Source organism: Streptomyces rimosus subsp. rimosus (genome assembly GCF_000720725.1).
Taxonomy (GTDB): domain Bacteria; phylum Actinomycetota; class Actinomycetes; order Streptomycetales; family Streptomycetaceae; genus Streptomyces; species Streptomyces rimosus_A.
The window spans coordinates 72,419-98,461 of record NZ_JOCQ01000011.1 but is presented as its reverse complement, the minus strand read 5'-3'; the positions used below and the strand labels follow the sequence as shown (position 1 = coordinate 98,461).

18 protein-coding genes are annotated in these 26,043 nt (G+C 71.3%); 9 read left to right on the top strand and 9 right to left on the bottom strand.

Annotated features, from left to right (window positions below):
- Window positions 1-56 precede the first annotated feature (56 nt).
- The gene (locus tag IH45_RS0108630) at window positions 57-749 is read right to left on the bottom strand and encodes a response regulator transcription factor (protein WP_050514654.1); all 693 of its coding nucleotides are present in this window, start codon (window positions 747-749) and stop codon (window positions 57-59) included.
- A 627-nt stretch (window positions 750-1,376) separates the two neighbouring features.
- Between IH45_RS0108630 and IH45_RS0108625 the strand changes: the two genes are divergently transcribed.
- On the top strand, window positions 1,377-2,192 hold the full coding sequence (locus tag IH45_RS0108625; protein WP_030663878.1) for an SAM-dependent methyltransferase: 816 nt from the start codon (window positions 1,377-1,379) through the stop codon (window positions 2,190-2,192).
- Between the two features lie 27 nt (window positions 2,193-2,219).
- On the opposite strand, the gene IH45_RS0108620 is transcribed toward IH45_RS0108625, so the two are convergent.
- Window positions 2,220-3,128, bottom strand: coding sequence for a helix-turn-helix domain-containing protein (locus IH45_RS0108620; RefSeq protein WP_030663875.1), 909 nt, complete (start codon window positions 3,126-3,128; stop codon window positions 2,220-2,222).
- A gap of 90 nt (window positions 3,129-3,218) precedes the next feature.
- Window positions 3,219-3,461, bottom strand: a complete 243-nt coding sequence (locus IH45_RS0108615; protein WP_030663873.1) for a DUF397 domain-containing protein — start codon at window positions 3,459-3,461, stop codon at window positions 3,219-3,221.
- Between the two features lie 195 nt (window positions 3,462-3,656).
- On the opposite strand from IH45_RS0108615, the gene IH45_RS0108610 reads away from it, so the two are divergent.
- Entirely contained in the window at window positions 3,657-4,151 is a 495-nt protein-coding gene (locus IH45_RS0108610; protein ID WP_050514666.1) for an ATP-binding protein, read from the top strand.
- Window positions 4,152-4,263: 112 nt separating this feature from the next.
- On the top strand, window positions 4,264-4,842 hold the full coding sequence (locus IH45_RS0108605; RefSeq protein ID WP_234440463.1) for a 3'-5' exonuclease: 579 nt from the start codon (window positions 4,264-4,266) through the stop codon (window positions 4,840-4,842).
- 93 nt (window positions 4,843-4,935) lie between these two features.
- Here IH45_RS0108605 and IH45_RS0108600 read toward each other — a convergent pair whose 3' ends face one another.
- The 3 genes from IH45_RS0108600 to IH45_RS0108590 are packed head-to-tail and all read right to left on the bottom strand — an operon-like array spanning window position 4,936 to window position 8,333.
- Window positions 4,936-5,808 carry a geranyl diphosphate 2-C-methyltransferase gene (locus IH45_RS0108600; RefSeq protein ID WP_030663864.1) on the bottom strand — a complete coding sequence of 291 codons (873 nt, stop codon included), beginning with the start codon at window positions 5,806-5,808 and terminating at the stop codon, window positions 4,936-4,938.
- 36 nt (window positions 5,809-5,844) lie between these two features.
- Window positions 5,845-6,906 carry a family 2 encapsulin nanocompartment cargo protein terpene cyclase gene (locus IH45_RS0108595; RefSeq protein ID WP_030663861.1) on the bottom strand — a complete coding sequence of 354 codons (1,062 nt, stop codon included), beginning with the start codon at window positions 6,904-6,906 and terminating at the stop codon, window positions 5,845-5,847.
- 17 nt (window positions 6,907-6,923) lie between these two features.
- A complete protein-coding gene (locus IH45_RS0108590; RefSeq protein ID WP_030663858.1) occupies window positions 6,924-8,333 on the bottom strand; it encodes a family 2B encapsulin nanocompartment shell protein in 1,410 nt (469 codons plus the stop codon).
- A 1,332-nt stretch (window positions 8,334-9,665) separates the two neighbouring features.
- Here IH45_RS0108590 and IH45_RS0108580 point away from each other — a divergent pair.
- The 3 genes from IH45_RS0108580 to IH45_RS0108570 all read left to right on the top strand — a co-directional run bounded on the left by IH45_RS0108580 (window position 9,666) and on the right by IH45_RS0108570 (window position 12,626).
- Window positions 9,666-10,079 (top strand): hypothetical protein, encoded by a 414-nt coding sequence (locus IH45_RS0108580; protein ID WP_158812977.1) that lies wholly within the window; start codon window positions 9,666-9,668, stop codon window positions 10,077-10,079.
- A gap of 78 nt (window positions 10,080-10,157) precedes the next feature.
- Window positions 10,158-10,997: a hypothetical protein gene (locus IH45_RS0108575; RefSeq protein ID WP_030663853.1), complete on the top strand. Its 840-nt coding sequence runs from the start codon at window positions 10,158-10,160 to the stop codon at window positions 10,995-10,997.
- A 183-nt stretch (window positions 10,998-11,180) separates the two neighbouring features.
- A complete protein-coding gene (locus tag IH45_RS0108570) occupies window positions 11,181-12,626 on the top strand; it encodes a DUF2079 domain-containing protein (RefSeq protein ID WP_050514653.1) in 1,446 nt (481 codons plus the stop codon).
- Here IH45_RS0108570 and IH45_RS0108565 read toward each other — a convergent pair.
- Window positions 12,608-13,564, bottom strand: coding sequence for a serine hydrolase (locus IH45_RS0108565; protein WP_032917003.1), 957 nt, complete (start codon window positions 13,562-13,564; stop codon window positions 12,608-12,610). The genes IH45_RS0108570 and IH45_RS0108565 overlap by 19 nt on opposite strands.
- Window positions 13,565-13,811: 247 nt before the next feature.
- Window positions 13,812-16,856: a helix-turn-helix transcriptional regulator gene (locus IH45_RS0108560; RefSeq protein ID WP_078897358.1), complete on the bottom strand. Its 3,045-nt coding sequence runs from the start codon at window positions 16,854-16,856 to the stop codon at window positions 13,812-13,814.
- Window positions 16,857-17,426: 570 nt separating this feature from the next.
- Here IH45_RS0108560 and IH45_RS0108545 point away from each other — a divergent pair.
- The 3 genes from IH45_RS0108545 (at window position 17,427) to IH45_RS0108535 (ending at window position 21,307) form a co-directional block, all read left to right on the top strand.
- The gene (locus tag IH45_RS0108545) at window positions 17,427-18,323 is read left to right on the top strand and encodes a LysR family transcriptional regulator (RefSeq protein ID WP_030663840.1); all 897 of its coding nucleotides are present in this window, start codon (window positions 17,427-17,429) and stop codon (window positions 18,321-18,323) included.
- A gap of 239 nt (window positions 18,324-18,562) precedes the next feature.
- The gene (locus IH45_RS0108540) at window positions 18,563-20,065 is read left to right on the top strand and encodes a peptide MFS transporter (RefSeq protein ID WP_030663838.1); all 1,503 of its coding nucleotides are present in this window, start codon (window positions 18,563-18,565) and stop codon (window positions 20,063-20,065) included.
- Window positions 20,066-20,116: 51 nt separating this feature from the next.
- The gene (locus IH45_RS0108535; protein ID WP_050514652.1) at window positions 20,117-21,307 is read left to right on the top strand and encodes an amidohydrolase; all 1,191 of its coding nucleotides are present in this window, start codon (window positions 20,117-20,119) and stop codon (window positions 21,305-21,307) included.
- Between the two features lie 81 nt (window positions 21,308-21,388).
- On the opposite strand, the gene IH45_RS0108530 is transcribed toward IH45_RS0108535, so the two are convergent.
- On the bottom strand, window positions 21,389-25,807 hold the full coding sequence (locus tag IH45_RS0108530; protein ID WP_030663832.1) for a Pls/PosA family non-ribosomal peptide synthetase: 4,419 nt from the start codon (window positions 25,805-25,807) through the stop codon (window positions 21,389-21,391).
- Window positions 25,808-26,043: the final 236 nt, after the last annotated feature.

Below are 26,043 nucleotides of genomic sequence, written 5' to 3'. Positions count from 1 at the left end.
CCGGCACCGGACCGCGCCCCGGGCGGAGGATTTCCGCGGGGCGCGGTCCGGTCGTTTCAGGTGCCGGCCTGTACCTGGAGGCGCACCTCCGGCCGTGGATACGGTCCGGTGTTCCGGGAGAATCCGAGAATCAGCATGGATTTCGCCTTGTTCACGGCATCGATCCGGGAAACCGCGCCCAGTTTTTCGAAAACATTGCTCAGATGGCGTTTCACGGTCGCTTCGGTGATGGTGAGGCGGGCGGCGATCTGGCTGTTGCTCAGCCCGCGGGCCACGTTCTCCATTATCTGCAGCTCGCGGGCGGACAGACGGGCCGTGGAGGTATGCGGCAGCGCTGCCATGCTTTCCTTTGGTACGGACATGAATATCTGCCCCGGATGACTGGTCACACTGCGGATCGCGGCGAGCACCTCAGCGCGCCGTAAATTCTTGGTCAGGAATCCGCTCACGCGCAGTTGCAGCGCCTGTTGAACGAGCGCCGGATGGTGGAACGAGGTCAGCACGATGCACTGGGAACGCGGCGACACCCGGTGCATGGCCTCGACGCCGGAGACGACTCCGTACGGCTCCGACCCGTCCAGCAGAATCACGTCGGGGCGCAGCTCGCCGGCCATGTGCACCGCCGCGTCCCCGTTGGCCACGCCGCCGACCACCTTGATGTCCGGCTGGGCGGCGAGCACGTCGCACAGCGTCTCCCTGAGCAGGGTCTGGTCGTCGACGACGAGAACGGTGATGACTTTGTTGTCCATTCGCCCCTCCAGCACACAGAAACATTTCTGCATTCTTTGGTAGGACCCGCAGGAAAATTCGGCCGGGGCCGTCCTGACGGGACAATCGGAGAGGGGACGATCGAGGAGATGGCGAGTCGCACGGTCCATGCGAGCATCGGCACCATAATGACGGAACCTAAAAGCTTCCCCCGTGTCACCAGAAGCACCCCCACGCACCCTTTTGGCGAGCAAAAGATTTCGCATACGCCATTTACAACAGTACAGGCCGGAACGTAGACCGGGGCAAGCATATGCAGGTAAAAAGATCTTCTGCGGCGAATAAAGTAATGGCAAATACCACAAATAGGAACCTGATTGCACGGTGGTCCGTGGTATAAGTTGGTTGCTTCCCCGGGTACCGCTGCTGTATACGCATCCGACACCCCGTACCGCCGAATTGGGGCCGTTCGGCCCTTGTCACCGCACCCGGCCGTTGTTCCGCCGCGGCCCGCCCGATGCGCACCTGATACGCGGCGGAGTGCGCCCGGAAGCCTGCGACGCCCGCCCGTGGCTGGGTATGTTGGACGCCACCGGCACGGTGACCTCCCACGGGAGCGGCCGGCCCTGGTGCCTCAGCGGGGTGCCCGAGCGACGGGAGAGCAGCACATGAGTCAGGACGCGCGGCCACTGTCCGGCACCGTCGACGTCAGCATCCCGAGCGTGGCGCGGATGTACGACTACTACCTCGGCGGCAAGGACAACTACGCCGTGGACCGCGCGGCGTGCGAGGAACTGGACAAGGTCGTGCCGAGCACCCGGACCCTGGCGGTCAACAACCGCCGGTTCCTGCGGCGAGTGGTCCGCCGGCTGGCGCAGGAGCACGGCATACGGCAGTTCATCGACCACGGTTCGGGCCTGCCCACCCAGGACAACGTCCACGAGGTCGCCCAGCGGGTCGCCCCGGACGCACGGGTGGTCTACATCGACAACGACCCCATCGTGCTCGCGCACGGCCGGGCGCTGCTGGAGGAGAACCACAACACCGCGGTCATCCAGGCCGACATGCGCGACACCGACGGCATCCTGGGGCACCCCGAGGTGCAGCGGCTGATCGACTTCAGCCGGCCGGTGGCCGCGCTGTTCGTGTCCGTCCTGCACTGCATCCCGGACGAGGACGACCCGGCCGGCCTGATCAGGCGGGTCGCGGAGCGCCTGGCCCCCGGCAGCTTCCTGGTCGTGTGCCAGCTCGTCAGCGAGGACCGGGCCACCCGCGACTTCGTCACCGAGTTCATGCGGGTCAGCACCCACGGCCAGTGGGGCCGGGTGCGCACGGCCGACGAACTCGCGTCCTTCCTGGACGGCTTGGAGATCCTCGAACCGGGCCTGGTGGAGGTGTCGACCTGGATGCCGGACGCGGACATCGGCCCCAAGCAGCTCACGCAGGAGTGGATCGAGTACGGCGGGGTGGCCCGCAAGCGTTAGGCGGCGCCGCTTCGCGGCGGCCGGCGCTCAGTCCCGTTCCGCGTCCTCGATCAGCTGCTCCAGGATGGCCTGGCTCGCCCGGGGCGATTCGGCCTGGGCGCTGAGCCGGTCCATCACGGCGAGGTAGTGGTCCACGTCGTCGCGCTTGTCCAGGTAGAGCGCGCTGGTCAGCTGCTCCAGGTAGACGATGTCGGGCAGATCCGGCTCCTGGAAGCGCAGGATCGTGATCGGGCCGCCCGCCGCCGCGTGTCCGCCGAGGTGGAACGGGGCGATCTGCACGGTGACGTGGGGTAGGCGCGTCAGCTCCAGCAGGTGCCGCACCTGCGCCGCCATCACGCCGGGGCCGCCGAGCGGGCGCCGCAGGGACGCCTCGTCGATCACCGCCCACAGCCGCGGCGCGCCGGGCGCGGTGAGCAGCGCCTGCCGTCGCAGCCGCAGTTCCACCCGGCGGGCGACCTCCCGCTCGGAGAGGCTTCCGAGTCGGCACACCGCGCGGGCGTACTCCGCCGTCTGCAGCAGTCCCGGGATGAACTGCACTTCGTAGGTACGGATGACGGAGGCGGCCTCCTCCAGGCCGATGAGCGTCTCGAACCAGCCGGGCAGGACGTCGCTGTACTGGTGCCACCATCCGGGTGTGCTGGTCCCGCGGGCCAGCGTCAGGAATTCGGCGCGCTCGGTCTCGTCCGTGACCTGGTACAGCGTCAGCAGATCGGCCACATCGCGTTCCTTGCAGCCGACGCGGCCCAGTTCCAGGCGGCTGATCTTGGCGTGCGAGCCGCGGATGGCGTCCCCGGCCGCCTCGCGGGTGATGCCCGCCGCCTCCCGCAGCCGGCGCAGCTGCGTGCCCAGGATGATCCGCAGCACCGTCGGGCCGCCCCGGGGATGTTCGATGTGGGGGCGCGGCGGCGGGGTGCGCCCGGACTGCGCGGCGATCATGCTGGTTCCCCTGTCGGTAGGGCGAACGCCCAGTGTTCCATCGCGTGCACGGTTCGTACAGCCGTGGTAACTATCCGGCCGACATATGCGTCAGCCGAGCCCGGCCAGGTCGTCGAAGTCCCCGTCCTTGGCCCCTTGGACGAAGGCCGCGATCTCAGCACGGGTATAGACCAGTGCCGGCCCCCCGGTATCCCGGGAGTTGCGCACCGCCACTCCTCCGTCGGCGAGAACGGCCAGCTCAACGCAGTTGCCGTTGGGATTGCTGCGGCGGCTCTTGCGCCACACCGCGCCGTTGATGGCGCTGGCGCATATGCCGTTGGGCCATGACTCCACTTGGTTCTCCCCTTGCCCGAGGTGTGCCTGCGACCGGTACGGATCCGTGCGCACATGGCGTGAAACAGGCGCCGCGCGGACGTTCTTACCGATGCAATTGCAGATGTACTTGCAGCGGAAGACGGCCGACCGCGATATTAACCCTCCCCCGACAGCGCGGCCCAGCCCCCGACATGCCCCATGGCGGAGATCGTGATGACGACACATCCGGCACCGACCGTGCACGACGTCTTCCACGCGGAGCCGGGCCAGGACCGGCACTTCGCCGCGTGCGCGCTCAGCGGCGCCTACCGCACCATCGCGGAAGCCCGCCGCTTCACCGCCACCACTCTCGAAGGGTGGGGCATCCACGCGTCGGTCGTCACGGACGCGACCCTGGTGGTCTCCGAACTCGTCAGCAACGCCCTGCGCCACGCCGCCCCGGTGCCCACCGCGGCGGAAGGGCCCGGGTCGGACGTGCTGTGCGCGGCCTGGCTGGCACTGGCGCACGACGACTCCGGCATCCTGTGTGCCGTCTCCGACTCCGGCAGCAGGACTCCTGCCCTCGCGCCCCCGGACCCGTTCGCGGGCAGCGGCCGGGGCCTGTGGATCGTCGACCGGATCAGCGAGTCCTGGGGCTGGACCCCTCCGGACGCCCTGGGCAAGACGGTCTGGGCCCAGCTCGCGGCATCGGAGCCGGCCGGTGAGTAACCGCCCCGCGGGCGGCCCGCTCCCGCCGTGGTGGCGGGCGAGCGGCGGGACAGCCGGCGCGTCCGGAACCCACTCTCCAGGGAGCGGAGAGACCGGTCCGTCGGAATTCATCGTGTTCGACCTGGAATTCACATCGTGGCCGGGATCCCTGGAACAGGACTGGTCGGCACCGGGGCAGCTCCGGGAGATCGTGCAGATCGGAGCTCTGCGCCTGGACGACGACTGCTCCGTCGTCGAGGAGTACGAAGCCCTGGTCCGCCCCCTGGCCAATCCCCGATTGTCGCGCTACTTCACCGAGCTGACCGGAATCACCCAGCAGGACGTGGACCAAGGAGCCCTCGCCCCGGCGGAGGCGCTCGGCGACTTCCTGGGGTTCTGCCGGGGGCTGCCGGTCCTCTCCTACGGCAACGACATGGTCGTCCTCGGAGAAAACGTCGGGTGGGCGCGGGCCCGGGGCGACGAGGTGAAGAACGGCTTCCTCTCCGCCAAGTTCCTCAACATCCGGCCCTGGCTGAACTCCATCGCCCCGGAAACGGCGCCTGCCGACGTGGGGCGCCTGTGGGAGGTACTGAACCTTCCCAGGCCCGCGGCGGGCAGGGCACACTCGGCCCTGTTCGACTGCTATTCCTTCGCCGCGGCCCTCAAGCATCTGCACGCCATGGGCCATTGGCTGCCCGCAGGGTTCCTGTGAAGGTCCGGGGACGGCCGTGCCCGGCACGCCCACCGGCCGCAGAAGCCCCGCCAGCCGGCACGCGGCCGGCCCGGCGGGGCCCCGAAACGTTTCTCAGACCCGGTCGGCGGCGATCAGCAGGTACTGGAAGCTGCCGTTGCGGTACGCGGTCAGAAAGGTTTCCTCAATGCCCGTGACCAGGTGGTCGGCCTGGCTGCGCAGTTCCCAGTACGGCAGCGCGGCCTCGGTGAGGTCCTGGACGTGCACGGGGACCAGCCGGTGGCGGGCCATCGCGCGGAAGTACGCCGACCGCGGGTGGATGTCGCAGATGTAGTGGGCGTTGATGAGGGAGACCTCGCGTGAGGCGCGCCCGTAGGAGTCGTTGTAGCAGCCGGTGATCACCACGTAGCGCCCGCCGCGCCGCAGCAGCCGTGCGTGCTCGGCGAACAGCAGGTCCAGCTCGACGTACATGGTCGACTCGTTGTTCCAGGACGCCGCGTACGCGCCGGTGGCGAAACCGGTGTCGAGCATGTTGCGGTGGTGGTAGCGCACCTTGTCGTCGATGCCGCGTTTACGGGCCTGTTCGTTGGCGAAGTCGGCCTGCTTGGCGGAGATGGTGGCCCCGTCGGCGTGGCAGCCGTGGCGCAGGTGCGCGACGACGCTGCCACCGCCGCGTCCGCACCCGGCGTCGAAGACGCGGTCGGCGGGCGACAGGGCGCCGAGGTGGGAGGCGAGGAGTTCGGCCTGGGCGTGTTCGAGGCGGTGCAGTTCGCCGGTGATGCGTTCGCGGCGCCGGACGGGGTCCGGCTCGTCCAGCACGGACCGGTCGGCGTTCCCGATGCCGTAGTGGTGGTGGTACAGGTCGTCGATCTTGCCGAGTTCCAGATTGACCGGGTTCTCCTCGGTGTTCCAGTACTCGGCGACGCGGGCCTGGTACGTGGACTGGGCCGGCATGGGGCGTGCGGTGGGGGCGTGCGCAGTGGTCAACGTGACTCCTTGCCGTGGTGCAGGATCCGGATCGGCCTACCAGTAGTTGGGCAGGTGGTAGCGGTCGGAGTTGGTGGCGTGCCACTCGTGGTTGCCGGCCACCCAGTCGGACAGGCTCCGGGTGTACCGCTCGACGAGCGGGGAGGTCCCGGCCAGCTCGGCCGCCTCCGTCTCGTACGCCTCCATGATCTGGTTGTGGATGTCGACGCTCTTCAGGTACGCGGCCTTCAGACCGCACTGGTCGTTGGCGGCGACCACCTGGGGCAGATTCAGGTGGTCCGGGTCGCTCGCCAGCTCCTTGGTGAAGGAGTACAGGTCGTTGACGATGGTCGTGGCGTTGCAGGCCAGGGCCGTGATCCGCTGGATCTCCGGGCGGGCGTACACGGCCTCGGGCAGTTCGTAGCCGTCCACGGCGTCGACGATCGACAGGCAGGGGCGGAAGTTGTTGAACTGCCGCATCACCAGGTACTCCCAGACGCGCGGCATGTGCCGCGCCTCCGCCCAGGACGCCTCGGCAAGGTAGCCGAGGTGCAGCCGGGCCATGTCGTGGACGAACCGGCCGGCCTGGCTGGGGGTGGCGAGGGCCGCGTAGTCCTTCAGGGCCCAGTAGTACGAGCGCAGGGGCCCGTCGGCCTGCACACCCTGGCGCCACTCCTCCTCCGTACCGGGAGTGCCGTGGAACGGGTCGAGGGCCGACTGCGCGATGATCAGGCGACCGCCCAGGCCACGGCGCGCGCCGCCTTTGCCCTCGTCCTCCTCGCAGTAGCAGGTGTCGACGATGTTCTCGGCCAGCAGGAGTTTGCCGGCGGCGGTGAGGCGTTCGAGGTCGGCCGCGGCGGGGTGCTGCAGGACGACGGCCCGGCCGAACCGGAAATCGCTGAAGTCGCCGGACCACTGCGCGGGAAACAGGTCCAGCTGCCGGGCCCAGTCCTCCAGCCTGTGGTCGATTTCCGCGGCTTTCTCCGGGTCGGCCGGGGCGGCGGGCCGGTACCTCAGCCCCGGTACGGCGCCGCCGCGCCGGGTCGGCCGGGTACCGGCGAGGCTCGGCGGGCCGGGCAGCCGGAACGGGGTGGCGGTGTTGGTCGTGGGTGTGGTCATGATCCGAACTCCACTGGTCAGTCGACGGTGCGGCCGAGCTGGACGTTCTCCAGGACGCCGGCCGCGTCCGGCACGAGGATGGCCAGCGAGTAGTAGGCGGTGACGAGGTAGTTGATGACGGCGGCCCGGTCGATGCCCATGAACCGGACGTTCAGGCCGGGCTGGTGCTCCTCGGGGAGGCCGGTCCGGTACAGGCCGACGACACCCTGGTCGGCCTCTCCGGTGCGCAGCGCGATGATGCTGCTGGTGTGCGTCTCGCTGACGGGGATCTTGCCGCACGGGAAGATCGGCACACCGCGCCAGGCGGGGACCTGGTGCCCGTCGACGTCCGCCGACCCCGGGACCAGTCCGCGCTTGTTGCACTGCCGGAAGAAGGCGGCGATCGCCTTCGGGTGGGCCAGGAACAGCCGCGTCTTGCGGCGCATGGACAGCAGCTCGTCCATGTCGTCGGGGGTGGGCGGGCCGGTACAGGTACTGATCCGCTGCCCGTAGTCGGTGTTGTGCAGCAGCCCGAACTCCCGGTTGTTCACCAGCTCCCACTCCTGGCGCTCACGGATCTCCTCCACGGTGAGCCGGAGTTGTTGCTGCGTCTGGTCCATGGGCTCGTTGTAGAGATCGGCGACCCGGGAATGCACGCGCAGCACGCTCTGCGTCAGGGAGAGTTCGTACTCGCGCGGGGTGAGGTCGTAGTCGACGTAGCCGCCGGGCAGCGCCGGTTCGCCGACGTGTCCCGCCCGCACCGGTACGTCCGCCTCGCCCCGGCGGTTCATCGGGCCCCGCTGCCGCTCCGCGTACGCGGTGAAGTGCACGGCCAGGGAGGGTACGCGGTCGGTGAACTCCGTGATCACGTCCCGGGGCAGCACCAGCAGGACGCCCGCGGTCTCGGCCCGGACCGATGTCGGCCACAGCGGGTCGGGCCGGCCGGTCGCCTCGTCCCCCAGCTGGTCGCCGTCCGTGACGACACCGACGACCTCTTCTTCGCCGTACTTGCCGGCCGCATAGCGGACAAAGCGGCCGTGCACGACGAGATACGTCTCGGTGACGGGCTGCCCCGCCTGGAAGAGAACCTGACCGGCCCGGACGTCCCGGACCCGGAAACGTCCGGCGAGCTCCTTCAGGACCTCGATGTCGGGGTAACCGCGCAGGACGGGCAGCTCGGTGAGCGTCTGCGGGATCACCTTGATGTCGTCCGCGCCGTTGTGCTCGAACTGCACGCGCCCCCGCCCGACACGGAGTTGCAGGCGCCGGTTCACCCGGTAGGTGCCGCCCTTGACGTCCACCCACGGCAGCGCCTTCAGCAGCCATCGGGAGGTGATGGCCTGCATCTGGGGTTCGGTCTTGGTGGTGGTCGCCAGCTGGCGCGCGGCCTGCGTGCTCAGGCTGGTGGGCGCGCCACCCGCGGGCGGGCCGGGAGCGGTGTCTGTCACGGCGGAACCGGGGACGCGGTCGGGGACACGGTCCGGTACGGGCACATTTCCTCCGGAAGGTGAACAGGAGTGAGGCGAACGGCCGTTGGTGAACAAGAGGGCCGTGTGCAGCAATAAGCGAAACAGGTGGAAGTGCGCCGCCGGTACGGCGCGAAAGGGGGCGCCTTTGCGTTCAGGGGGCGCAAACATCAGGTAGTTGGCAGAGAGTGCGCCGGGGGCGCTGTTGTGCGCCCCCTGAGGGGAGTTGATCCAGAGCCCGAGAGGCGGGGAGTGATGCAACTCCCGCCCATGGATGGCCCGCTGATGGCCCGCTGATGGCCCGGTCCGGCCGCGTACGACAGGCGGAGGTGCGAGCGCCTGCGCGTCCGCCCCGCACCCCCCCGTACGTACGCAGTAGACCGGACCGGTGGGAATGGCTTCGGTTGCCCCGCCCGGACCACGAGAATCCGTCGGCCCGACCACGAGATTCTTCCGGAGCCGGAAAAATGAGAACCGGTCTTAGAAATTCTCGTTACGGTTGCCAACCGGCAGGCGAAAACACCCCGCGGCCAACCGGAACGAGCCCGATCGGGCTCAAGAGGCGACTCGAAGGCTCCGGGCCTTTCCTGTGTCCTACCAGGACGGGATTGCTCGGCGGCAATGGCCGCTTCGACCGCTTGGGAATTGATGCGACCGGCGTGTGTGCAGGGCTACGTGCCCGGCACGCGGTAGGGGGATGCCATGCTCCGAACCGTTTGTCTGCTGCTGGCCATCGGTGTGATGGCGGCGGCAGCCGGGTTGGTGCCCGTGCTGTTCGCCCCTGAAATCGACACCGGGCCCGCACTGCAGACCTCGGCCGTCAACGCGCCACCCGGCCACGGGGCGCCCGTGCCTCCCGGCTGCCGTCACCGTGTGGCCCCGCATCGTCAATCGCCCACGTCGACGGACGCCACCCCGTACCGGTGCCGCTGTCCGATCCACAGCTGCTGCCCACACCACGCCGGACCGTGCACGTCCATGAAGGAGCATGCATGTACGCCGTGAACACAGCGTCCACCCGGCGCCTCAAGCGCACCTGGCCGCGCGCCGCGCCGGCTCTCGCGGTGACCGCTGACCGCCCCTGAACCGGCGGCCCCCGGCGCCATCCCACCCTCCGGCCGGGGGCCGCCACCACAGCACACGCGCCACGCGTCCGTCACCGGGATGCTCGTGGTCACCGAAGGCTTGATTCCCGCTCCCACGAAATCGCCGGTGTTTTCTTGACCGGGCTGCTCCTTCTCCGTTCCACTCATTCCACTGATCCGTCGCACGGATTCCTCCGCACTGCCGATTCCCCACGACCCGGGAGAGCCCATGAAACTCACGTCTCGATCCATAGGTGTCACCGCCACGCTCGTGCTGGCCATGGCCGGTACGAGTCTGGCCGCCGCTTCGGCGGCGTCGGCGGCGGACGGTAGGACGGGCAGCGTCAAGGTCTGCAACAAGGGTGCCTATGTTGCCGACTTCGCCGTCAACAACAAGTTCGTCGGCGCGTTCCCCGTCGGGCAGTGCAAGACGGCCACGATCGATCCGGGTACCACCGGAGAGGTGGATGTGACGCTGTCGAAGTACACCGGTTTCTGGTGGACCGGTTTCTGGCGGACCGCCTCGGAAGGCGGGCCGAACTGGTCCAGCATCAGCTACGAAAAGGCCCCCGCGGACCAGGACACGTGTTATGCCGTATACGGGTCCACCCTGAAAGCCTGGACCGGCAAGACGGCCTGCTGATCCCGCCCGGCAACGGCCTGCTGATCCCGCCCGGCACATGCCCCTGACCCACCGGTGATCCGGAGCCGCGGAGCCCTCATGACACATTCCCGACAGCCGCGACCGGAACCGCGCGGTCCGGCGTCGAGGGACCGGCTGGGCGCCGCGGCCCTCACCCTCGCCGTCCTCGCCGCCCTCGGACTGGTCATCGGACCCGTCGAGGCCGCGTACTGGGCGGCGGCGTGTCTCAGCCCCATCGCGCTGGTCGTGGTCGTCGTCGCGGCCCGGCGGGCGAACCGGGACGGCACCGGCAACCGGGCCACGGTCCTGACCGGTGCCGTCCTCGGGGCGCTGGCCACCGCGTGGGTCCTCAACGGCACGCTGGTCAGCACCAACGCCTTCCACCAGGTCTCCTGTGCCGATCCGGCGGGGCCGACTCCGCCGGTGCGGACCAGCTCGTACCCGTCGACGCCGGCAGGGCCCACCGCGGCACCCGCCGGTGGCACGTTGCCCTTCCATGCCACCCGCTGCTTCCCGGACGGGTTGCAGGTGACCGTCTCGGCCAAGCCGTACACCCCCGAGGCGGGGGCCGGCGGCTACTCGCCGGGCGACCGGGCCGTGGCTGTGGAGATCACGTACCGCAACGGCTCGGCCGGTTACCTGGACCTCGCGGACTACACGAGCGTCGGAGTGAAGGATGCCAAGGGGCGCCCGGCCGTTCCCATCACGGAGGGCGGCGACGAGCATCGCGTCGGCCTGGGCTTCACACAGCTGCTGCCCGGAATGACGAAGGTGTGGACAACAGGCTTCGCACTGCCGCGGGACGCCGCCGACCGCCTGACAGTGGAGGCGGGCCTGAGCGTGCCCGACAGCGACCGCACTTGGTGGACTGTGCTCTCCCGGCACGACTGGGCTGCGTGGAGCGGCCCCGTGCAGTAGGAGCCGCCCTCTGAGGGACGTGCAGGCCGTACGGGAACGGGTCCTCGACGCGGCCTAAGAAGCGGGCTTATCCGCGTTTCCTACGGTCGGCCGCCCACTGCACACCTCCCCGAGCCCCGGCCGCAGGCAGCGGCCCGTCAGCCCCGGCACGGCCCCGGCGCGCCTACGCACCAAAGGATCCCCTTGTCCCCCAGCAACCTCGTTCTGCCGCGGCCGGCCCTGCCCGAAGCACACGACGCGGCTGTCCGGCCGCCCCTGCCCGGCAGGACGGCGCGGATCATCTGCCGCAGCCTGCCGGTGGGCTTCTTCGCCGTCTACGCCGCGCTCTCGGTACTGCGGCATCTGCATCTACAGTCCACCGGCTTCGACCTGGGCATCTTCGAGCAAGCCGTACGTGCCTACGCCGAGGGGCGGGCCCCCGTCTCCGAGTTGAAGGGCCCCGGTTTCAACCTCCTCGGGGACCACTTCCACCCCGTGCTGGCCACCCTCGCGCCCCTCTACGCGGCCTGCCCTTCCCCGCTGACCCTGCTGATCGCCCAGGCCGCGCTCCTGGCGTGCTCGGTGGTGCCCGTGGCCCGGCTCGGCATCCGTACGCTCGGCGTGGCGGCCGGCACCGGCATCGCCGTGGCGTACGGCTTGTCCTTCGGCCTCGCGCAGGCGGCCGGTTTCGACTTCCACGAGGTGGCCTTCGCCGTTCCGCTGCTCGCCTTCAGCCTGGAACAGCTGGTGCGGCGCCGTTGGGTTCCGGCCGTGGCCTTCGCGTTCCCGCTGGTCCTGGTCAAGGAGGACCTGCCGCTCACCGTCGCCGCCATCGGCGTCCACCTCGTCCTCCAGGGCCGGCGGCGGCTGGGCGGCGCGGTCGTCCTGGGCTCGGCGGTCATCCTGGTGCTGGTGATCGGGGTGATCGTGCCCGCGTTCAACCCCGGCCATACGTACACGTACCTCTCCAGCGCGGGCGGGGACACGACGGACCCCTTCAGCCGTCTGCTGCTGCCCGCCACGAAGTGGGGCACGATCGCCCTGCTGCTGGCCCCGACCGCCCTGCTCGCCCTGCGCTCCCCGCTCCTTCTGGTGGCGGTGCCGACGCTCGCCTGGCGGTTCTGGTCCACCACCCCGAGCTATTGGGGCACCACCGCCCACTACAGCGCGGTCCTCATGCCGGTCGTCTTCATCGCCTTCATCGACGGCCTGCGGCGCGTCCGCGCCTCCCGGCCCACAGCCGCCGGCCGGCGCAGGCTGACCGGTGGCGCGGTCGCCGTCTCGCTCCTCGTCACCGTCTGCGTACTGCCGTTCCAGCCGCTGAGCGACCTGGCCCGTACGGAGACATGGCGCAGCGATCCCCAGGCCGACGCCGTACGGCGGGTGCTGGCCCGTATCCCCGACGGCGCCGATGTCGCCGCGTCCAACCGGCTGGCCCCGCAACTGACCGGTCGTACCCGGGTGTTCCTCTTCCCCCACTACCCCGGCGGGCCGGGCGCGCGTCCGCAGTGGGTCGCCGTCACCGACCGGCCCGAAGACGGCCCCGTCACCGCCGAGCAGGAAGCCGGGGCGATGGGCCGTCTCGCCGACCGCGGCTACGCCGCCGTCGCCCGGGGCGGCGGTGTCACCCTCTACCGGGCCGGGTCGTAGCCTTGCGCCCCGGGATAAACGTCCCGGTATATGGCGCGGGATATGTTCTCTATCGTCTCGATGCCGTAATTCATCCCCTCCTCGGCCGGGTGCCCTTCGGGGACCCGGTTGTTCTCGGTGAGGACGACCAGTCCCGAGTCGTAGCCCTTCCCCGAGAGGACGGCCATGCTGTTCACCTTCCAGTCCCCCTTGTCGAAGTCCGGGACGTCGGGATTCTTGCTGCGGGGCAGCCAGCCGTTCTTCACATGGACCACCGCGTCGACCGGAGCGCCCGCGGTGGCCCCCCACCGCTGCTCGCTCTGCACCTGCCGCATGAGGTCGAGCGCGTAGGAGCGGGCCTTCGCCCCGAGGACCGAGTTGTCGGTGCCGGACAGCAGACGCAGCAGCCTGGCCTGGTCGTTCGCGGTGACCTGGGTCAGGCCCCAGCTGCCTTCCCTGTCGAGGACGGTGTCACGCATCCCGGCCTTGTCGAGGAATTCCTGGATTTTTACCGGGTCCGGCTTCTTCGGGTCCTTCAGGTCGGACAGCTGCCGCCACAGGGTGGTCGCGGCTCCATTGTCCGAAACAGTGATCATCTTGCGGGCGAGGGCGTCTTCCGTCGGGGTGAGGGTTCCGCCCTTCTGGTACAGCAGTGCGCCGAGGATGACGGTCTTCACGACACTGGCCGAGTCGTACTGCTTGTCAGGGTCGAATGTGCACTTGGTGGCGGTGGGCCGGTCGTAGAAGGAGAGCGACGCCATGCTCTTCCGGCCGGCCAGCGCCTTGGCTATGTCGCCCGCCAGCTTTCCGGCCAGGCCGGGATTCTTGGACGTGCAGTGCACCTTCGGTCCGGCCGTTGCGGTCTGGTGCCGGGCGGCGGACGGAGCAGCCGCCACGGCCGGTCCCGCGGTCGCTGCGACTCCTATGGCCGCTACGGCGCACACGGACATCCATCTCATGTCTGACTGCTTTTCTCTCGGGGCGCCGGAGCGCTCGTGAACGGGCGATTCCTGTTCATGGGTCAACGCCTCGCGGATACGGCCCAGTTATGTCACGCAATGGCGCTTCTGGGAACTGCGGGAAGAAAACATCAGGGTATTCCCCACGTAGCGGCCGTGGTGGCCGGGGGCCACGGGAAACCGCGGCCCGGAACCACGAGGAACCGCCGCGAACGCGGACTTCGGGGCCGAGCCGTGAAAGCGAGGGTCAGGCGGTGGGGGTCGGGCCTTGGCCACGCGCCCCGGTCAATGCCGCCATTTCGGCGGCCAATTCAGGCCGCCCGCCGATGCCGAGTTTGCGGTAGGTCGCGGTCAGATGGGTTTCCACGGTCCGCAGGGACACGAACAGGCACTCGGCGATCTCCCTGTTGCTCATCCCCGCGGCCGCCAGTACGGCGACGCGTTCCTCGCCCGCGGTCAGTGTGCTGCCGCCATCCGTCTCCCGGCCGGTGACCCGGCCCCCCGCGTCGTGCAGCCGCTGCTGCACGCGGCCCGCCAGCCGGAAGGCACCGCACCGGGCCGCGATGTCCCCCGCACGGCGCAGTGCCTTGCGTGCGCCGGACTTGTCGTCTCGGCGCAGCAGCGCACCCGCGAAGGCGTGCAGGGCCCGGGCGAGCTCCAGCAGCGCGGGGGTACGTTCCAGGACGCCGATCGCCTCGGCCAGCAGTTCCGTACCCCGCTCCGGGCCCCGCGCGGTGGTGGCCGCGTGCGCGTTCGCGGAGGCGACCAGTGCCACGCCGACGGCTCGCGGTATCCGGCATTCCCGCGCGAGCTCCAGTTCCTGTTCGGCCAGGGCCTGTGCGGTGCGCGTGTCGCCCAGCAGGAGCCTGATCCCGGCCGCCCGCGAACGCCAGGGGACGATCGCCGGGTTGACGATGCCGGCCGTCTCGAAGTGGTGGCTGCTCTCCCGCAGCAGGGCCAGGCCGCTGCGCGGGTCGCCCTGGGCGGTGCGCAGTGTGGCCAGGCTCATCAGCATCCGCGGCCCTTCCCAGGAGGTCTCCGCCAAGGCTGCGGCGCTGTAGCCGGCGGCGGCCCGCTCGGCCGCCTGCAGGTCGCCCTGTTCGATGAGCGTGTCGACCGTGATGATGTCCAGCGTCGTACGGCACGGTGACACGGCTGTGGCACCGGCTCTCTCGGACGCGGTGCGTACCACGGTGGCGGCCTGGGCGATGTCCCCTCTGCGCAAGGCGACGGCGGCGCGGAAGATGAGCAGGTAGGTGGCCAGGAGGTCTCTGCCGCTGTCCTGGGTCTCGCGCAGCAGCCGGGTGCACAGGTCGCCTGCCTCGTCGAGACGGTCCAGGTACAGAAGGGACTGGCCGACGAAGGAGTGCAGGGGGAACAGGCTGTGGGAGAAGGCCGGCAGGTTGGCCCGGGCCTGGTCCACCAGCGCGGTGACCTCTTCGGCGGGGCGGCCTGCCCGTAGGGCGGTAAAGGCGCGGATGGCGAGCAGCTGGCGCTCGCCGAGGGTGCCGCCGCCCAGCACACCGTCGGGCACGGCGTCGGGCACGGGGCGGGCTACGGCGTGCGAGGCGGTATGGGGGGCGGCGTCGGGCACCGGGTGGGAAGCGGCGAACGCCGTACGCGTGGCAGGGTGTTCAAACTCCAGCCACTCGATCAACGCCTGGGTACGCAGCAGCAGTTCCCGGTCGCCGCTCGTGGCGCTGGTGCGGGCGGTCAGCTCGGCGCTCAGCCGCTGAAGGCCGAGCGGGCCGCTGTGGCTGCCCGGCGACAGCAGGTGCGAGTAGGCCAGGATGCCGAGGGCCGCGCACCGGGCGGACTCGTCGGTGAGGCCCTCCAGCGCGGCCGAACCGTACGAGGCGGCGAGCGCGGTGTCGTAGTAGCTCGCGGCGTCCGCCAGGTGAAGAAGCACCTGCGCCTGTTCGGTGGGCGCGGCCGGCTGGAAGAGGGCATGCCGCAGGTAGGCGACGGCCGTCTCGGCGGCGCCACGGCGCAGGGCCTCGTCGGCGGCCCGGTGCAGAACCGTCAGGGCCCAGGTGCCGGTCAGGGGCCCGGCGGCCGTGATGTGGGCGGCCGTCTCCTCGGCGGGGCGCCCGCTCAGGTGCAGGACCTGGGCCGCCCGCGCGTGGGCCGCACCGACCTCCTGGGGAGACCACTGCGCCAGCACCGCCTCACGGACCACATGGTGGATGAACCGCAGGTCCTCGCCTTCGCGCAGTACCCCGAGGGAACGCAGTTGCCGCTCGGCGGAGCGGAGCACGGCCTTGCCGGTGCCGCAGTAGGCCGCGAGCAGCGCCCGCGGCATGCCGTCGCCCAGGATCGCGATCCCCCGTGCCAGCTCGGTCAGGGTCGAGGAGCCCTGGCTCAGCCAGTGCCCGATCTCGGGCACGAGCGCGGACAGGCTCAAGTCCGCGATCTTGTCCCGGTCTTCGTGGGTGGGCCGTAGGCCATTGCTGCGGGCGTCGCCCAGCAGAGCGCGCAGGAAGAGGGGGTGTCCCTGTGTGGCGGCGTGGCAGGCGGTACAGAAGGACGGGTCCGGGCGGGGTACGCCGAACTCCGCGGCCACCAGGGCTTCCACGTCCGCCGGGGTGAGCGGCCGGAGCGTGAGGGTGCGGCAGGTGGCGGGATGGACCAGGTCGGTGAACAGGGCGCCGGGATCCGGGCGTTCGCCGGTACGCGTGGTGACGGCCACCAGTACCGGATAGGCGTCCGTACGGTTGACCAGGCGCGCCAGCCACCGCAGCGACAGCGGATCGACCCACTGGAGATCGTCGATCGCCAGCAGCAGCGGATGCTCCCGGGCCAGCCGCAGCACCAGGCGGTCCAGTCCCGCCAGCACCTCGACGGTGCCGTCCGGGTGCGGCCCGCCGTCATCGCCCCCGGGCTCCTCGGGGCCCAGCAGACGTGCCACCGCCTCCCCCGCATCCGCCAGCAGCGACCGGCGCTCCGCCGCACCGGCGGCGGCGAGCAGCGGGTGCAGCAGCCGCCGGGCCGTGCCGAAGGCGACATCGCGCTGGAGCAGGCAGCACCGCGCCCGCAGGACGCGGAAGTCGGGGACGGTGTCCAGCCAGTGGTGCAGCAGCGTGGACTTGCCCGTCCCGGCGCCCCCTTCCAGCTGCACGGCCCGCATCCGCCCCGCCAGCGCCTCGTGCGCCACCGCGTCCAGGGCCGCCAGCTCGTCCGCGCGCCCGGTGGGTATGAGTGGGTCCGCACCGTGCGCGGGGCCGGTCCGGCGCACGGGCACGCCGTACGGTCCGCCCCGGTCTGCCGCCTCGCCCCGCCCGTCGTCGTTCATGTCGTTCTGCTTCCGTCGTTCCACACGCCTGGAGGAATTCGCGCCCCCTGAAAGGCGCGAAAGGCAAGCCGGTACGGCCCGGCGGGACATTCAAGGAAAGGCTGCTCCCCGAGGGAAGGCGCTCAATCGGCACCCCTGCACCTCACTTGGGCAGATTCATCGCAGGATTTCTCCACCGACCGGCCGTAATCGACCGGAGCAGGATTCCGGCGGGCCCGTGCGGCTACGGTACGGCACGGACGCGGCCACCGGGCAGACGTGGCGCTTCGTGGCGTCCACCTCCCCCGCCCGCCGGACGCGCCGGGGTTCTCTCGGCATCGAGGCGTTCTTGGCCGGTTTCCTGCGGCCGGACACGCACGTCGTCGGGTGCCGACCCGTTTCCGACCTTAGCAAATGGTTTTAAGAAGTTTCTAAGAATCCGTGCGCCCGTCGCCGGGGAGGGCGCGCTCCTTCGTGAGCCGGGATTCGTCCCGCCTACTCGCGGAATTCCCCGCGGAGTTGACCGGCTTCATCGCCGTCCGCGACGGTGTCCGCGGCCGGGCCGCCGCCCGCTCCTGGTAAACAGACGCCATGGAGATCCGCACGATCCGCTACTTCCTGACGGTGGCCGGCACCGGGTCCGTCTCGGCGGCGTCGCGAGCCCTGCACGTCGCCCAGCCCTCGCTGTCCCGGCAGATCCGTCAGCTGGAGACCTCCCTGGGCTGTGAACTCTTCGCACGCCACCGTGGCCGGCTGCACATCAGCCCGGCCGGGGCCCGCCTGCTGCCCGTCGCCCGCGATCTGGTGACCCGGCACGACCAGGCGGTGGCGATGATGCGCACCCTCGCCGAAGGCCGGGAGCCGTGCCTGACGGCCGCCTCCACGGTGACCACCATCAACGACGTGCTCGCCCCGCTGGCCGCCGTCTCGCGGCACGCGGTGCTCAACCTGAGGGAGGTTCCCACGGCGGCCGTCGTCGATACCGTGTCCAGCGGGCAGGCCGATCTGGGTTTCTCCTCGCATCCGGGCGCGACCGACCTGGAGGTCCGTCTCGTCGTACGTTTCCCGGTGTTCGCCCAGGTGCCCGCCGGACATCCCTGGGCGGGACGCTCCACCGTGCCGCTGGCGGATCTCGTACAGGAGCGGCTCATCGTTCCCACCCGCGCCTACTCCGCACGCAGGGTGTTCGACGAGCACCTGTCGAGGATGTCCGGCCCGCTCGGCCGGCAGTCCGTACAGGAGATGGACCTGCCGCGCGCCGCCCAGGCGCTGGCGGCCCGCGGGCAGGGCGTGGCCGTCGTCGCCGACGAACCGCACTACGGCCTGCTTCCGCTGGTGATCACCGGTCCCGCCCCGGGTGAACGCGTCGATCTGCCGTTGTTCGCCCTCTGGAACGGTACGCATTACGCCGCGGAACTCATCGGGCGGTGCGTGACCGAGGTGCGCGACTTCTGCGTCCGCACCTTCCCCGACGCGAGCGTTGCCTGACCGGCACGCGCCCCCACCGCTCCCGCTCCGCACCCCCGGCGCCCTGCGGTCCCGGTCCATGCCCGCCAGGCATGGCACGTAGAGGAAACAGGTCGTGGACAGCCCTGGGAGGGCTGTCAAGACTGATACGGCGGCCCGGGCGCGACGGCGCGTCCCGCCGCAGGCGCTTCCCGGCCGTCCGGCCCCGGGAAAGAACCTCGCGCCGATCGAGCATCGGCCCGACAGCGAAGGACGGCCCCATGGTGCTGACGAGCGGCAAGCAGCCGGGTTCTCCGCCGGACGGTCCGCAGACCGGGGCCGACCGGTGGTTCTTCGGCCATCCCCGGGGCCTGGTGACGCTCTTCAGCGTCGAGATGTGGGAGCGCTTCAGCTGGTACGCGTTGCAGGCGTTGCTGGTGCTCTATCTGTCCGACACGGCCGCCGGCGGCGGGCTGGGCATGGAGCGGGGCACCGCCGCCTCCCTCGTCTCCGCGTACGGCACCCTCGTCTACCTGCTGTCGGTCGTCGGCGGATGGTTCGCGGACCGCCTGATCGGAGGCCGCAGGTCGGTACTCGTCGGTGGTGTGGCGATCGCCTGCGGCCACTACGCCATGGCCGTGCCCACCGCCTGGTCGACCTGGGCCGGACTCGCGTTGATCATCCTGGGCACCGGCTTCCTGAAGCCCAACGCCGCGAACGTGGTCGGCAAGCTGTACCGCCGCGACGACGTCCGCCGGGACGCCGGCTTCTCGCTCTACTACATGGGCATCAACATCGGGGCGCTGCTCGGGCAGATCGTCGGAGGCTGGCTCGGGCAGGGCTGGGGATACCACTGGGGCTTCTCCTGCGCCGCCGCCGGCATGACCCTCGGTCTCGTCCAGTACGTACTCGGCCGACGTCACCTGCCGGACAGCGCCGACCGGCCCGACGCGCCGCTCCCGCCCGGCCGGGGCGCGCGGGCCGCCCGGCGCGCCGGTGCCGTCGTCCTCGCGCTGGCCGTGGCCGGCTGCGTGGCCGGCCTGACCGGCACGCTGACGCTGGAGGCGGGCATCGACCTGATCACCGGCGTCTCGGTCGCGGTACCGGTCGTCTACTTCGTGGTCATGTTCGCCAGCCCCCGGACGGAGCGCGGCGAGAAGAGCGCGCTGGCCGCCTACGTCCCGCTGTTCGTGGCCGCCGCGGCCTTCTACACGATCTTCAACCAGTTCTCCTCGGTGCTGACCCTGTTCGCGGCCGAACGCACGGACGCCGGCCTGTTCGGATGGCACTTCCCGTCCTCGTGGTTCTTCGCGGTCAACCCCGGCGCCGGCCTGCTGCTCGCACCGCTGCTCGCCTCCCTGTGGACCAGGATGGGACCGCGGCAGCCCGCCACCTCACTGAAGTTCGGCGCCTCGCTGTTCTTCGTCGGAGCGTCCTTCCTGCTGATACCGGTGGCCGTGGCCCTGACGCAGGGCGACCGCGTGGCAGCGCCCTGGCTGGTCCTCGTGTACCTGACGCAGACCGTGGCCGAACTGCTGCTCGCACCGGTCGGCATGGCGGTCACCACCCGTCTCGCGCCGCGCGCCTTCCACGGCCAGACCCTGGCCGTGTGGTTCTGCGCCCCGGCGATGGGCGCGGGCATCGGCGCCCAACTCGTCCGGTACTACGGCAAGGTCTCCGACCTCGTGTACTTCGGCGCCACCGGCGCCGCCGCCATCCTCCTCGGCATCCTCATCGCCGCCATGACCCCGTGGATCCGCCGGCGCGCCGGCACCCTCGCCTGACCCCGCCCACTGAACACCCCACCCCGACACCGCCATCTCCAGGAGGAACCCTTGCCCAGCACCGAGAGCGTCCACGACCGGATCGGGCGCGCGACAGCGGAACTGGCGCCCCGGCTGTGGGACATCGCCCTGGAACTGCACCGGCACCCCGAGACGGCCTTCGAGGAGCACCGGTCCGCCGCCCTGCTCGGCAAGGAACTCGAAAGCGCGGGATTCACCGTCGAGCGGAACGTGGCCGGCCTGGAGACGGCCTTCACGGCCCGTACCGGAAACGGCGACGGGCCGTGTGTCGCGCTCCTGCTGGAGTACGACGCGCTGCCGGACCTCGGGCACGCGTGCGGCCACAACCTCATAGCGGGCGCCGGACTCGGCGCGGCGCTGGCCCTCCGGAACGCCCTGCCGGACATCGACGGCACCCTGCTCGTCGTCGGCACCCCCGCCGAAGAGGGCGGTGGCGGCAAGGCGATAGAGGTGGAAGCCGGAGTCTTCGACGGCGTCGACGCCGCGCTGATGTTCCACCCCGGGGTGCACAGCTGGTCGTCCGCCCCGCTGACCGCCCAGGTGCAGTACCGCGTCGGCTTCCACGGCCGCGCCGCCCACCCGACCGGCAACCCCACCGAGGGCCGGGACGCCCTCGCCGCGCTCGTCCAGCTGTTCACCGCCTTGGCCACGGTGCAGCGCCGGCTGCCCGAGGGCTCCCACATCCAGGGCATCGTCACCGAGGGCGGCCGGGCCACGAACATCGTGCCGGAGTACGCGGAGGGCCGCTTCGGACTCCGCGGAGTCACCGGGCGCCTCCTGGACGAGCTGACGGCGGAACTCACCCGGTGCGCCGAGGGCGTCGCCCTGGCCACCGGCACCAGGGCGGAGGTCGCGCAGGCATCCGTGCGCTACGAGCACTTCCGCAACAACGACGTACTGTCCGAGAGCTTCGCCGGGCACCTCGCACGCGCCGGCATGACGGTGGGAGAGCCCACCCCGGGCGTCTACCTCGGCTCCTCCGACATCGGCAACGTCAGCGCCCGGGTCCCCGCGATCCACCCCTTCGTCGCCATCCTGGGCCCGGACGAGTCCGACCACACCCCCCGGTTCGCCGAGGCGGCCGGCCGCCCCGAGGGCAGGAAGGCGATGCTGGCCTCCGCCGAGGCGCTGGCCTGCACCGCCGCCGATGTACTGCTGCGCCCCGAACTCGGCGCCCGGGCATGGTCGGAGCTGCGCCGCAAGGAAGCCGCGGGCTTCTGATCCGCACAGGGCAGGCCGCTGACGGCGCTTGCAGGGGCGGCGGCCGACGTCCGTCGGTCCGCCGCCCCGCGCTGTTCCGGCTCAGCAGGCCTGGCGTGCCGGGGCCATTTCCGCGCTCCCGCTGCCGGTTGGCAATGCCTCCGGTATTTCCCCACCCGGCGGCGGCACCGCACCGTGGCGTTCACCGGCGATCGGGTTGCCCGCCCACCGGGTGCCGGCCGGTACGGTCTCGCCGCGCATCACCAGGGACGCCGGCCCGACGGCGGCCCGTTCGCCGACCGTGGCGCCCGGCAGCGCTATCCCGTGCGGCCCCAGGGAGGCGCCCGCCGCGAGGTGTACGGCGTCCAGCCGCATGATCCGGTCGTGGAACAGATGCGTCTGGAGCACACAGCCGCGGTTGACGCTGACCCCGTCCCCGAGCGTGACCAGGTCGGTTTCCGGCAGCCAGTACGTCTCGCACCACACGCCGCGCCCGATACGGGCCCCCAGGCTGCGCAGCCACCAGTTCAGCACGGGCGTGCCGGTGAAGGCGCCGGCCATCCACGGTACGGCCAGCGATTCCACGAAGGTGTCGTACAGCTCGTTGCGCCATACGAACGACGACCACAGCGGATGCTCGCCCGTGCGGAAACGCCCGACCAGCAGCCATTTGGAGGCGGTTGCCAGCAACGCGGCCAGGAGGGCGCAGGGCAGCAGCAGCGCCCCGCCCGCCAGTGCCGCCGGCCCGAACCCGCCGGCGCTCAGGGCGTACTGTTCGCCGATCAGCACCACTTCGGCCAGCGCCACCGAGCACATCAGCGGCAGCACCCGGCACAGCTCGACGGCCGCCCGCGCCAGCACCAGCCGGCGCGGCGGCTCGAAGGTACGGCCCGGGTCGGCGGACGAGGGGATCCGCGGCAGCGGGAGCGCGGGCCGCCCCAGCCAGGACGAGCCGGGTTTGCTGTGCGCGGGCGCGTCCGACAGCACGCCGATCAGCGCCTGGTCCGGGACCTCCCGGCCGGGGCCGACGATCCCGGAGTTGCCGACGAACGCCCGCCGTCCGACACGTGCGGTGCCCAGGCGCAGCCAGCCGCCGCGCAGTTCGTACGGTGCCACCAGCGTGTCGTCGGCGAGGAAGGCGCCGTCCTCGACGGTGAGCAGGGACGGCAGCGGCAGCACGGTGGAGATCTCGGCACGCCGGCCGACCCGGGCGCCGAGCAGCCGCAGCCACAGGGGGGTGGCCAGGCTCGCGTACAGGGGGAAGAGGCTGCTCCGGGTGCCGTTCAGCAGCCGGGTGACCAGCCAGGCGCGCCAGGCCACCGGGCCGCGCACCGGATACGTACCGGGCCGGATGCCGCGTCCCAGCACCCGGACCACGGCAGCGACCAGCAGGATCCAGCACACCGTGGTGACGAGGGCGATCGCGGGGGCCGCGGCGAACAGCCGCAGTGCCGCGTCGGAGAGCGTCGCGCAGTCATGCACCAGCGCGTAGACGCCGGTGAGCGCGGGCAGTGCGGCCAGCAGCGGCAGCACCGGCAGTCCGGCCAGGGTCAGGGCGTAAGCGGCGGTCCAGCGCCGGGAGCGGGCCGGGCGGGAGGCGGGCCAGTCGCTGCCCGCCGTACGCGCGTGGTCCTCGGCGGGCCGGGCGGGCGAGCCGGTCCAGGCTTGTCCGGCGGGTACGGTCCCGTCCAGGCAGCCGCCGGGCTCCAGTTCGGCACCGGGGCCCAGCACGGCGCCGGGCATCAGCGTCGAGCGGTGCCCCACCCGGGCCCCCGCCCCCACGCACACGGCTCCGACGCGCAGCACATCCTGGTCCAGCCACCAGCCGGACACATCGGCCTCCGGCTCCACGCTGGCGCGCTCGCCCAACTCGGCCAGCCCCGTCACCGGCGGCATGGCGTGCAGCGCCACGTCGGCGCCGACCCGGCAGCCCAGGGCCCGTGCGTACAGCCGTGCCCACGGCGTGCCCAGCAGCGCGGGCACGCCGAACGCCGCCACCGTCCGTTCGGCGGCCCACAGCCGCAGGTGGACCCGTCCGCCCCGGGGATACGTGCCCGGGGTGATGGAGCGGGTGAGCGTACGGGCGGCGAGCGCGCCGACGACGAACCGGGACGGGGCACTCAACAGCACCAGCCAGCCGGCGAAGACCACCCACCAGGAGGTGTGCGGCGCCCAGGTCTGCGGAGCCAGCAGCCCGAGTACGTTGTCGGCGGCGGCCAGCCCGACCGCGACACGCAGCCCGGTCAGCCCGTACAGCAGGGTCTGGACGACGATCTGGAAGGCGCCGGCGCGGCGCGGAACGGGCCGGACGGGGCCGGTGCCGGACGGCTCGCGGCGGGCCTGGCCGGGGCGGGTGGCGCCGGTGTCCGCGGGCACCGGGTCCTCATGTCCCGGGCTTGTACGTCCCAGACCCGCGCACCCCGGGCCTGTACGTCGGCGGCCTCTGCGACGTTCGGCGGGCGCTGCGCCACGGCCTGCCGCTCCGCCTCCACTGCCGTGAGTTCCTTTGTTGCCGACAGCCTCCCCGCTGCCTTCACGGATGCTGTTGTCATTCGAGGTGACGGCGGGCGCCTGAGGCGGAGTCAGCGTCTCAAGATGGGCCGCCATTTCCCGCAGAACCGGTCGCCGGTAGAGGTCGGCCACCGACACACCAGGGTGGTCGATACGAAGCCTGGAGGCGAGTTGGGCGGCGCTCAGGCTGCTGCCGCCCAGGGCGAAGAAGTCGCTGTCCGCGCCGGGCCGTACGCCCAGCAGTTCCTGCCATGCGTCGGCGAGCCGCGCGGCCGTGCCGCGGAGATCTCCGCGTGAGCCGCTGCTCCCGGCGCCCTCTGCCTCCTCTGCCTCCTGCGCGTCCGGACCGCCGGACCGATGGGCATCCGTGGCACCTGGGCCCGTCGTCACCGCGGGCAGTGGCCAGGGCAGCGCGTCCCGGTCGACCTTTCCGGACGTACGGGTGGGCAGCTCGGCGACCTCGGCCAGTACCGGCACCAGCGCGGCGGGCAGCCGGTCCGCCAGGACCTTGCGCGCCGACTCGGGACGAAAGACGGCCCCTGCTCCCGTGCCGGGCCGGTCCTCCGTCACCACGTAACCGACCAGGATCCGCCCGCCGGCCGGAGTGGTACGCACCGCCGCGGCGGCCCCGCGGACGCCGTCCAGGTCGGCCAACGCCGCGTCGATCTCCCCCAGTTCGATCCGCCGGCCGCCCACCTTGACCTGATCGTCGGCGCGTCCGATGTAGACCAGCCCTTCGGGGTCGGCGCGCACCACGTCTCCCGTACGGTACGCGCGCCGCGCGTCGAGAGCCGGACAGGGGCCGAAGCGCTCGGCGTCCTTGGCCCTGTCGAGATAGCGGGCCAGGCCCGCGCCGGCGATGACCAGCTCGCCCGGGGCGCCGTACGGCACCGGCGCCCCGTCGGCGTCGACGACCGCCAGGTCCCAGCCGTCCAGCGGAAGCCCGATCCGTACCGGCGCTCCGGGAAGCATGCGCTCGGCACAGGCCACGACGGTGGTCTCGGTCGGCCCGTAGGTGTTCCACATTTCCCGGCCCGGGGTGGCGAACCGCTCCACGAGCCCGGCGGGGCAGGCTTCCCCGCCCACGATCAGCAGCCGTACGGCGGCGAGGGCCTCGTCCGGCCACAGCGCGGCCAGCGTCGGCACCGTGGAGACCACCGTGATCCCACGCTCGACCAGCCACGGCCCCAGCTCATGTCCCGCCTTCACCAGCGAGCGCGGCGCGGGCACCAGGCACGCGCCGTTCCGCCAGGCCAGCCACATCTCCTCACAGGAGGCGTCGAAGGCCACGGACAGTCCGGCCAGCACCCGGTCGCCCGGCCCCAACGGCCGGTCGCCGTCCCGCAGAAACAGCCCCGCCTCGGCGTCCACGAACGCCGCGGCGGCCCGGTGGGTGACGGCGACTCCTTTGGGCGCGCCGGTCGACCCGGAGGTGAAGATGATCCACGCGTCGTCGTCCGGACCTGGCGATGCGGGGCGGTCGTGGACTCCGGGCGGCGGGTAGTCGCCCTCCGGGCCCGAGCGTCGCGGCTCGGCCGCGCCGTCGAGCACCGCGCACACCCCCGCTTCGCGGAAGACCGAGGCCGCCCTCTCCTCCGGGTCGTCGGCGTCGACCGGCACGTAGGCCGCACCGCTGCGCAGCACCGCCAGGATGGACAGATACAGCTCCGCCGTGCCGGAGGCGACCCGCACGCCGACCCGGTCACCGGGCCCGATGCCGCGCGCCGTGAGGACATGGGCGCGCCGGCCGACCTCTGCTGCCAGGGAACGGTAGTCGAGCACCTCGTCCCCGGTGTCGAGGGCGGGCGCCCCGGGGTGGGCGGCCACTGAGGCGTTCAGCACATCGAGCAGGGTCCGTGGCGGGTGCGCCGGGGCGCCCCGGAAGACCGCCGCACCGGCTGTGCTGTTGCCGGCCGCGGTCCCCGTACGGCCGGTCGTGTCATCGTCATCGGCTGCCGGTGGTTTTGTCTCCAGGGGAGCGCGGGAGAAAGGGAAGGGGGGCAAGAACATCGAGAGCCTTTGTTTCAGCGTGCAGACGGTCGAATGCCGCTGCGGGCATCCGACCGTATAGAAGGCACTTGCGGGTCCGGCGTTTACAGCCCCGCACCAACGTTCCGTAAAATGTCGTCCGCCAATCAGCGACCGACCACGGTAAAAGCGTCCCGGACCACGAGATGGGCGGGGGCCGACCACGAGATACAACCGGATCCGGGCAAAGAATAAGAACGGCTCTTGGAAAACTTCGG

Coding starts and splice junctions, on each gene's coding strand:
- IH45_RS0108630 (WP_050514654.1), bottom strand. CDS start 749: ATGGACAACAAAGTCATCACCGTTCTCGTCGTCGACGACCAGACCCTG.
- IH45_RS0108625 (WP_030663878.1), top strand. CDS start 1,377: ATGAGTCAGGACGCGCGGCCACTGTCCGGCACCGTCGACGTCAGCATC.
- IH45_RS0108620 (WP_030663875.1), bottom strand. CDS start 3,128: ATGATCGCCGCGCAGTCCGGGCGCACCCCGCCGCCGCGCCCCCACATC.
- IH45_RS0108610 (WP_050514666.1), top strand. CDS start 3,657: ATGACGACACATCCGGCACCGACCGTGCACGACGTCTTCCACGCGGAG.
- IH45_RS0108595 (WP_030663861.1), bottom strand. CDS start 6,906: ATGACCACACCCACGACCAACACCGCCACCCCGTTCCGGCTGCCCGGC.
- IH45_RS0108580 (WP_158812977.1), top strand. CDS start 9,666: ATGAAACTCACGTCTCGATCCATAGGTGTCACCGCCACGCTCGTGCTG.
- IH45_RS0108575 (WP_030663853.1), top strand. CDS start 10,158: ATGACACATTCCCGACAGCCGCGACCGGAACCGCGCGGTCCGGCGTCG.
- IH45_RS0108565 (WP_032917003.1), bottom strand. CDS start 13,564: ATGAGATGGATGTCCGTGTGCGCCGTAGCGGCCATAGGAGTCGCAGCG.
- IH45_RS0108560 (WP_078897358.1), bottom strand. CDS start 16,856: ATGAACGACGACGGGCGGGGCGAGGCGGCAGACCGGGGCGGACCGTAC.
- IH45_RS0108545 (WP_030663840.1), top strand. CDS start 17,427: ATGGAGATCCGCACGATCCGCTACTTCCTGACGGTGGCCGGCACCGGG.
- IH45_RS0108540 (WP_030663838.1), top strand. CDS start 18,563: ATGGTGCTGACGAGCGGCAAGCAGCCGGGTTCTCCGCCGGACGGTCCG.
- IH45_RS0108530 (WP_030663832.1), bottom strand. CDS start 25,807: ATGTTCTTGCCCCCCTTCCCTTTCTCCCGCGCTCCCCTGGAGACAAAA.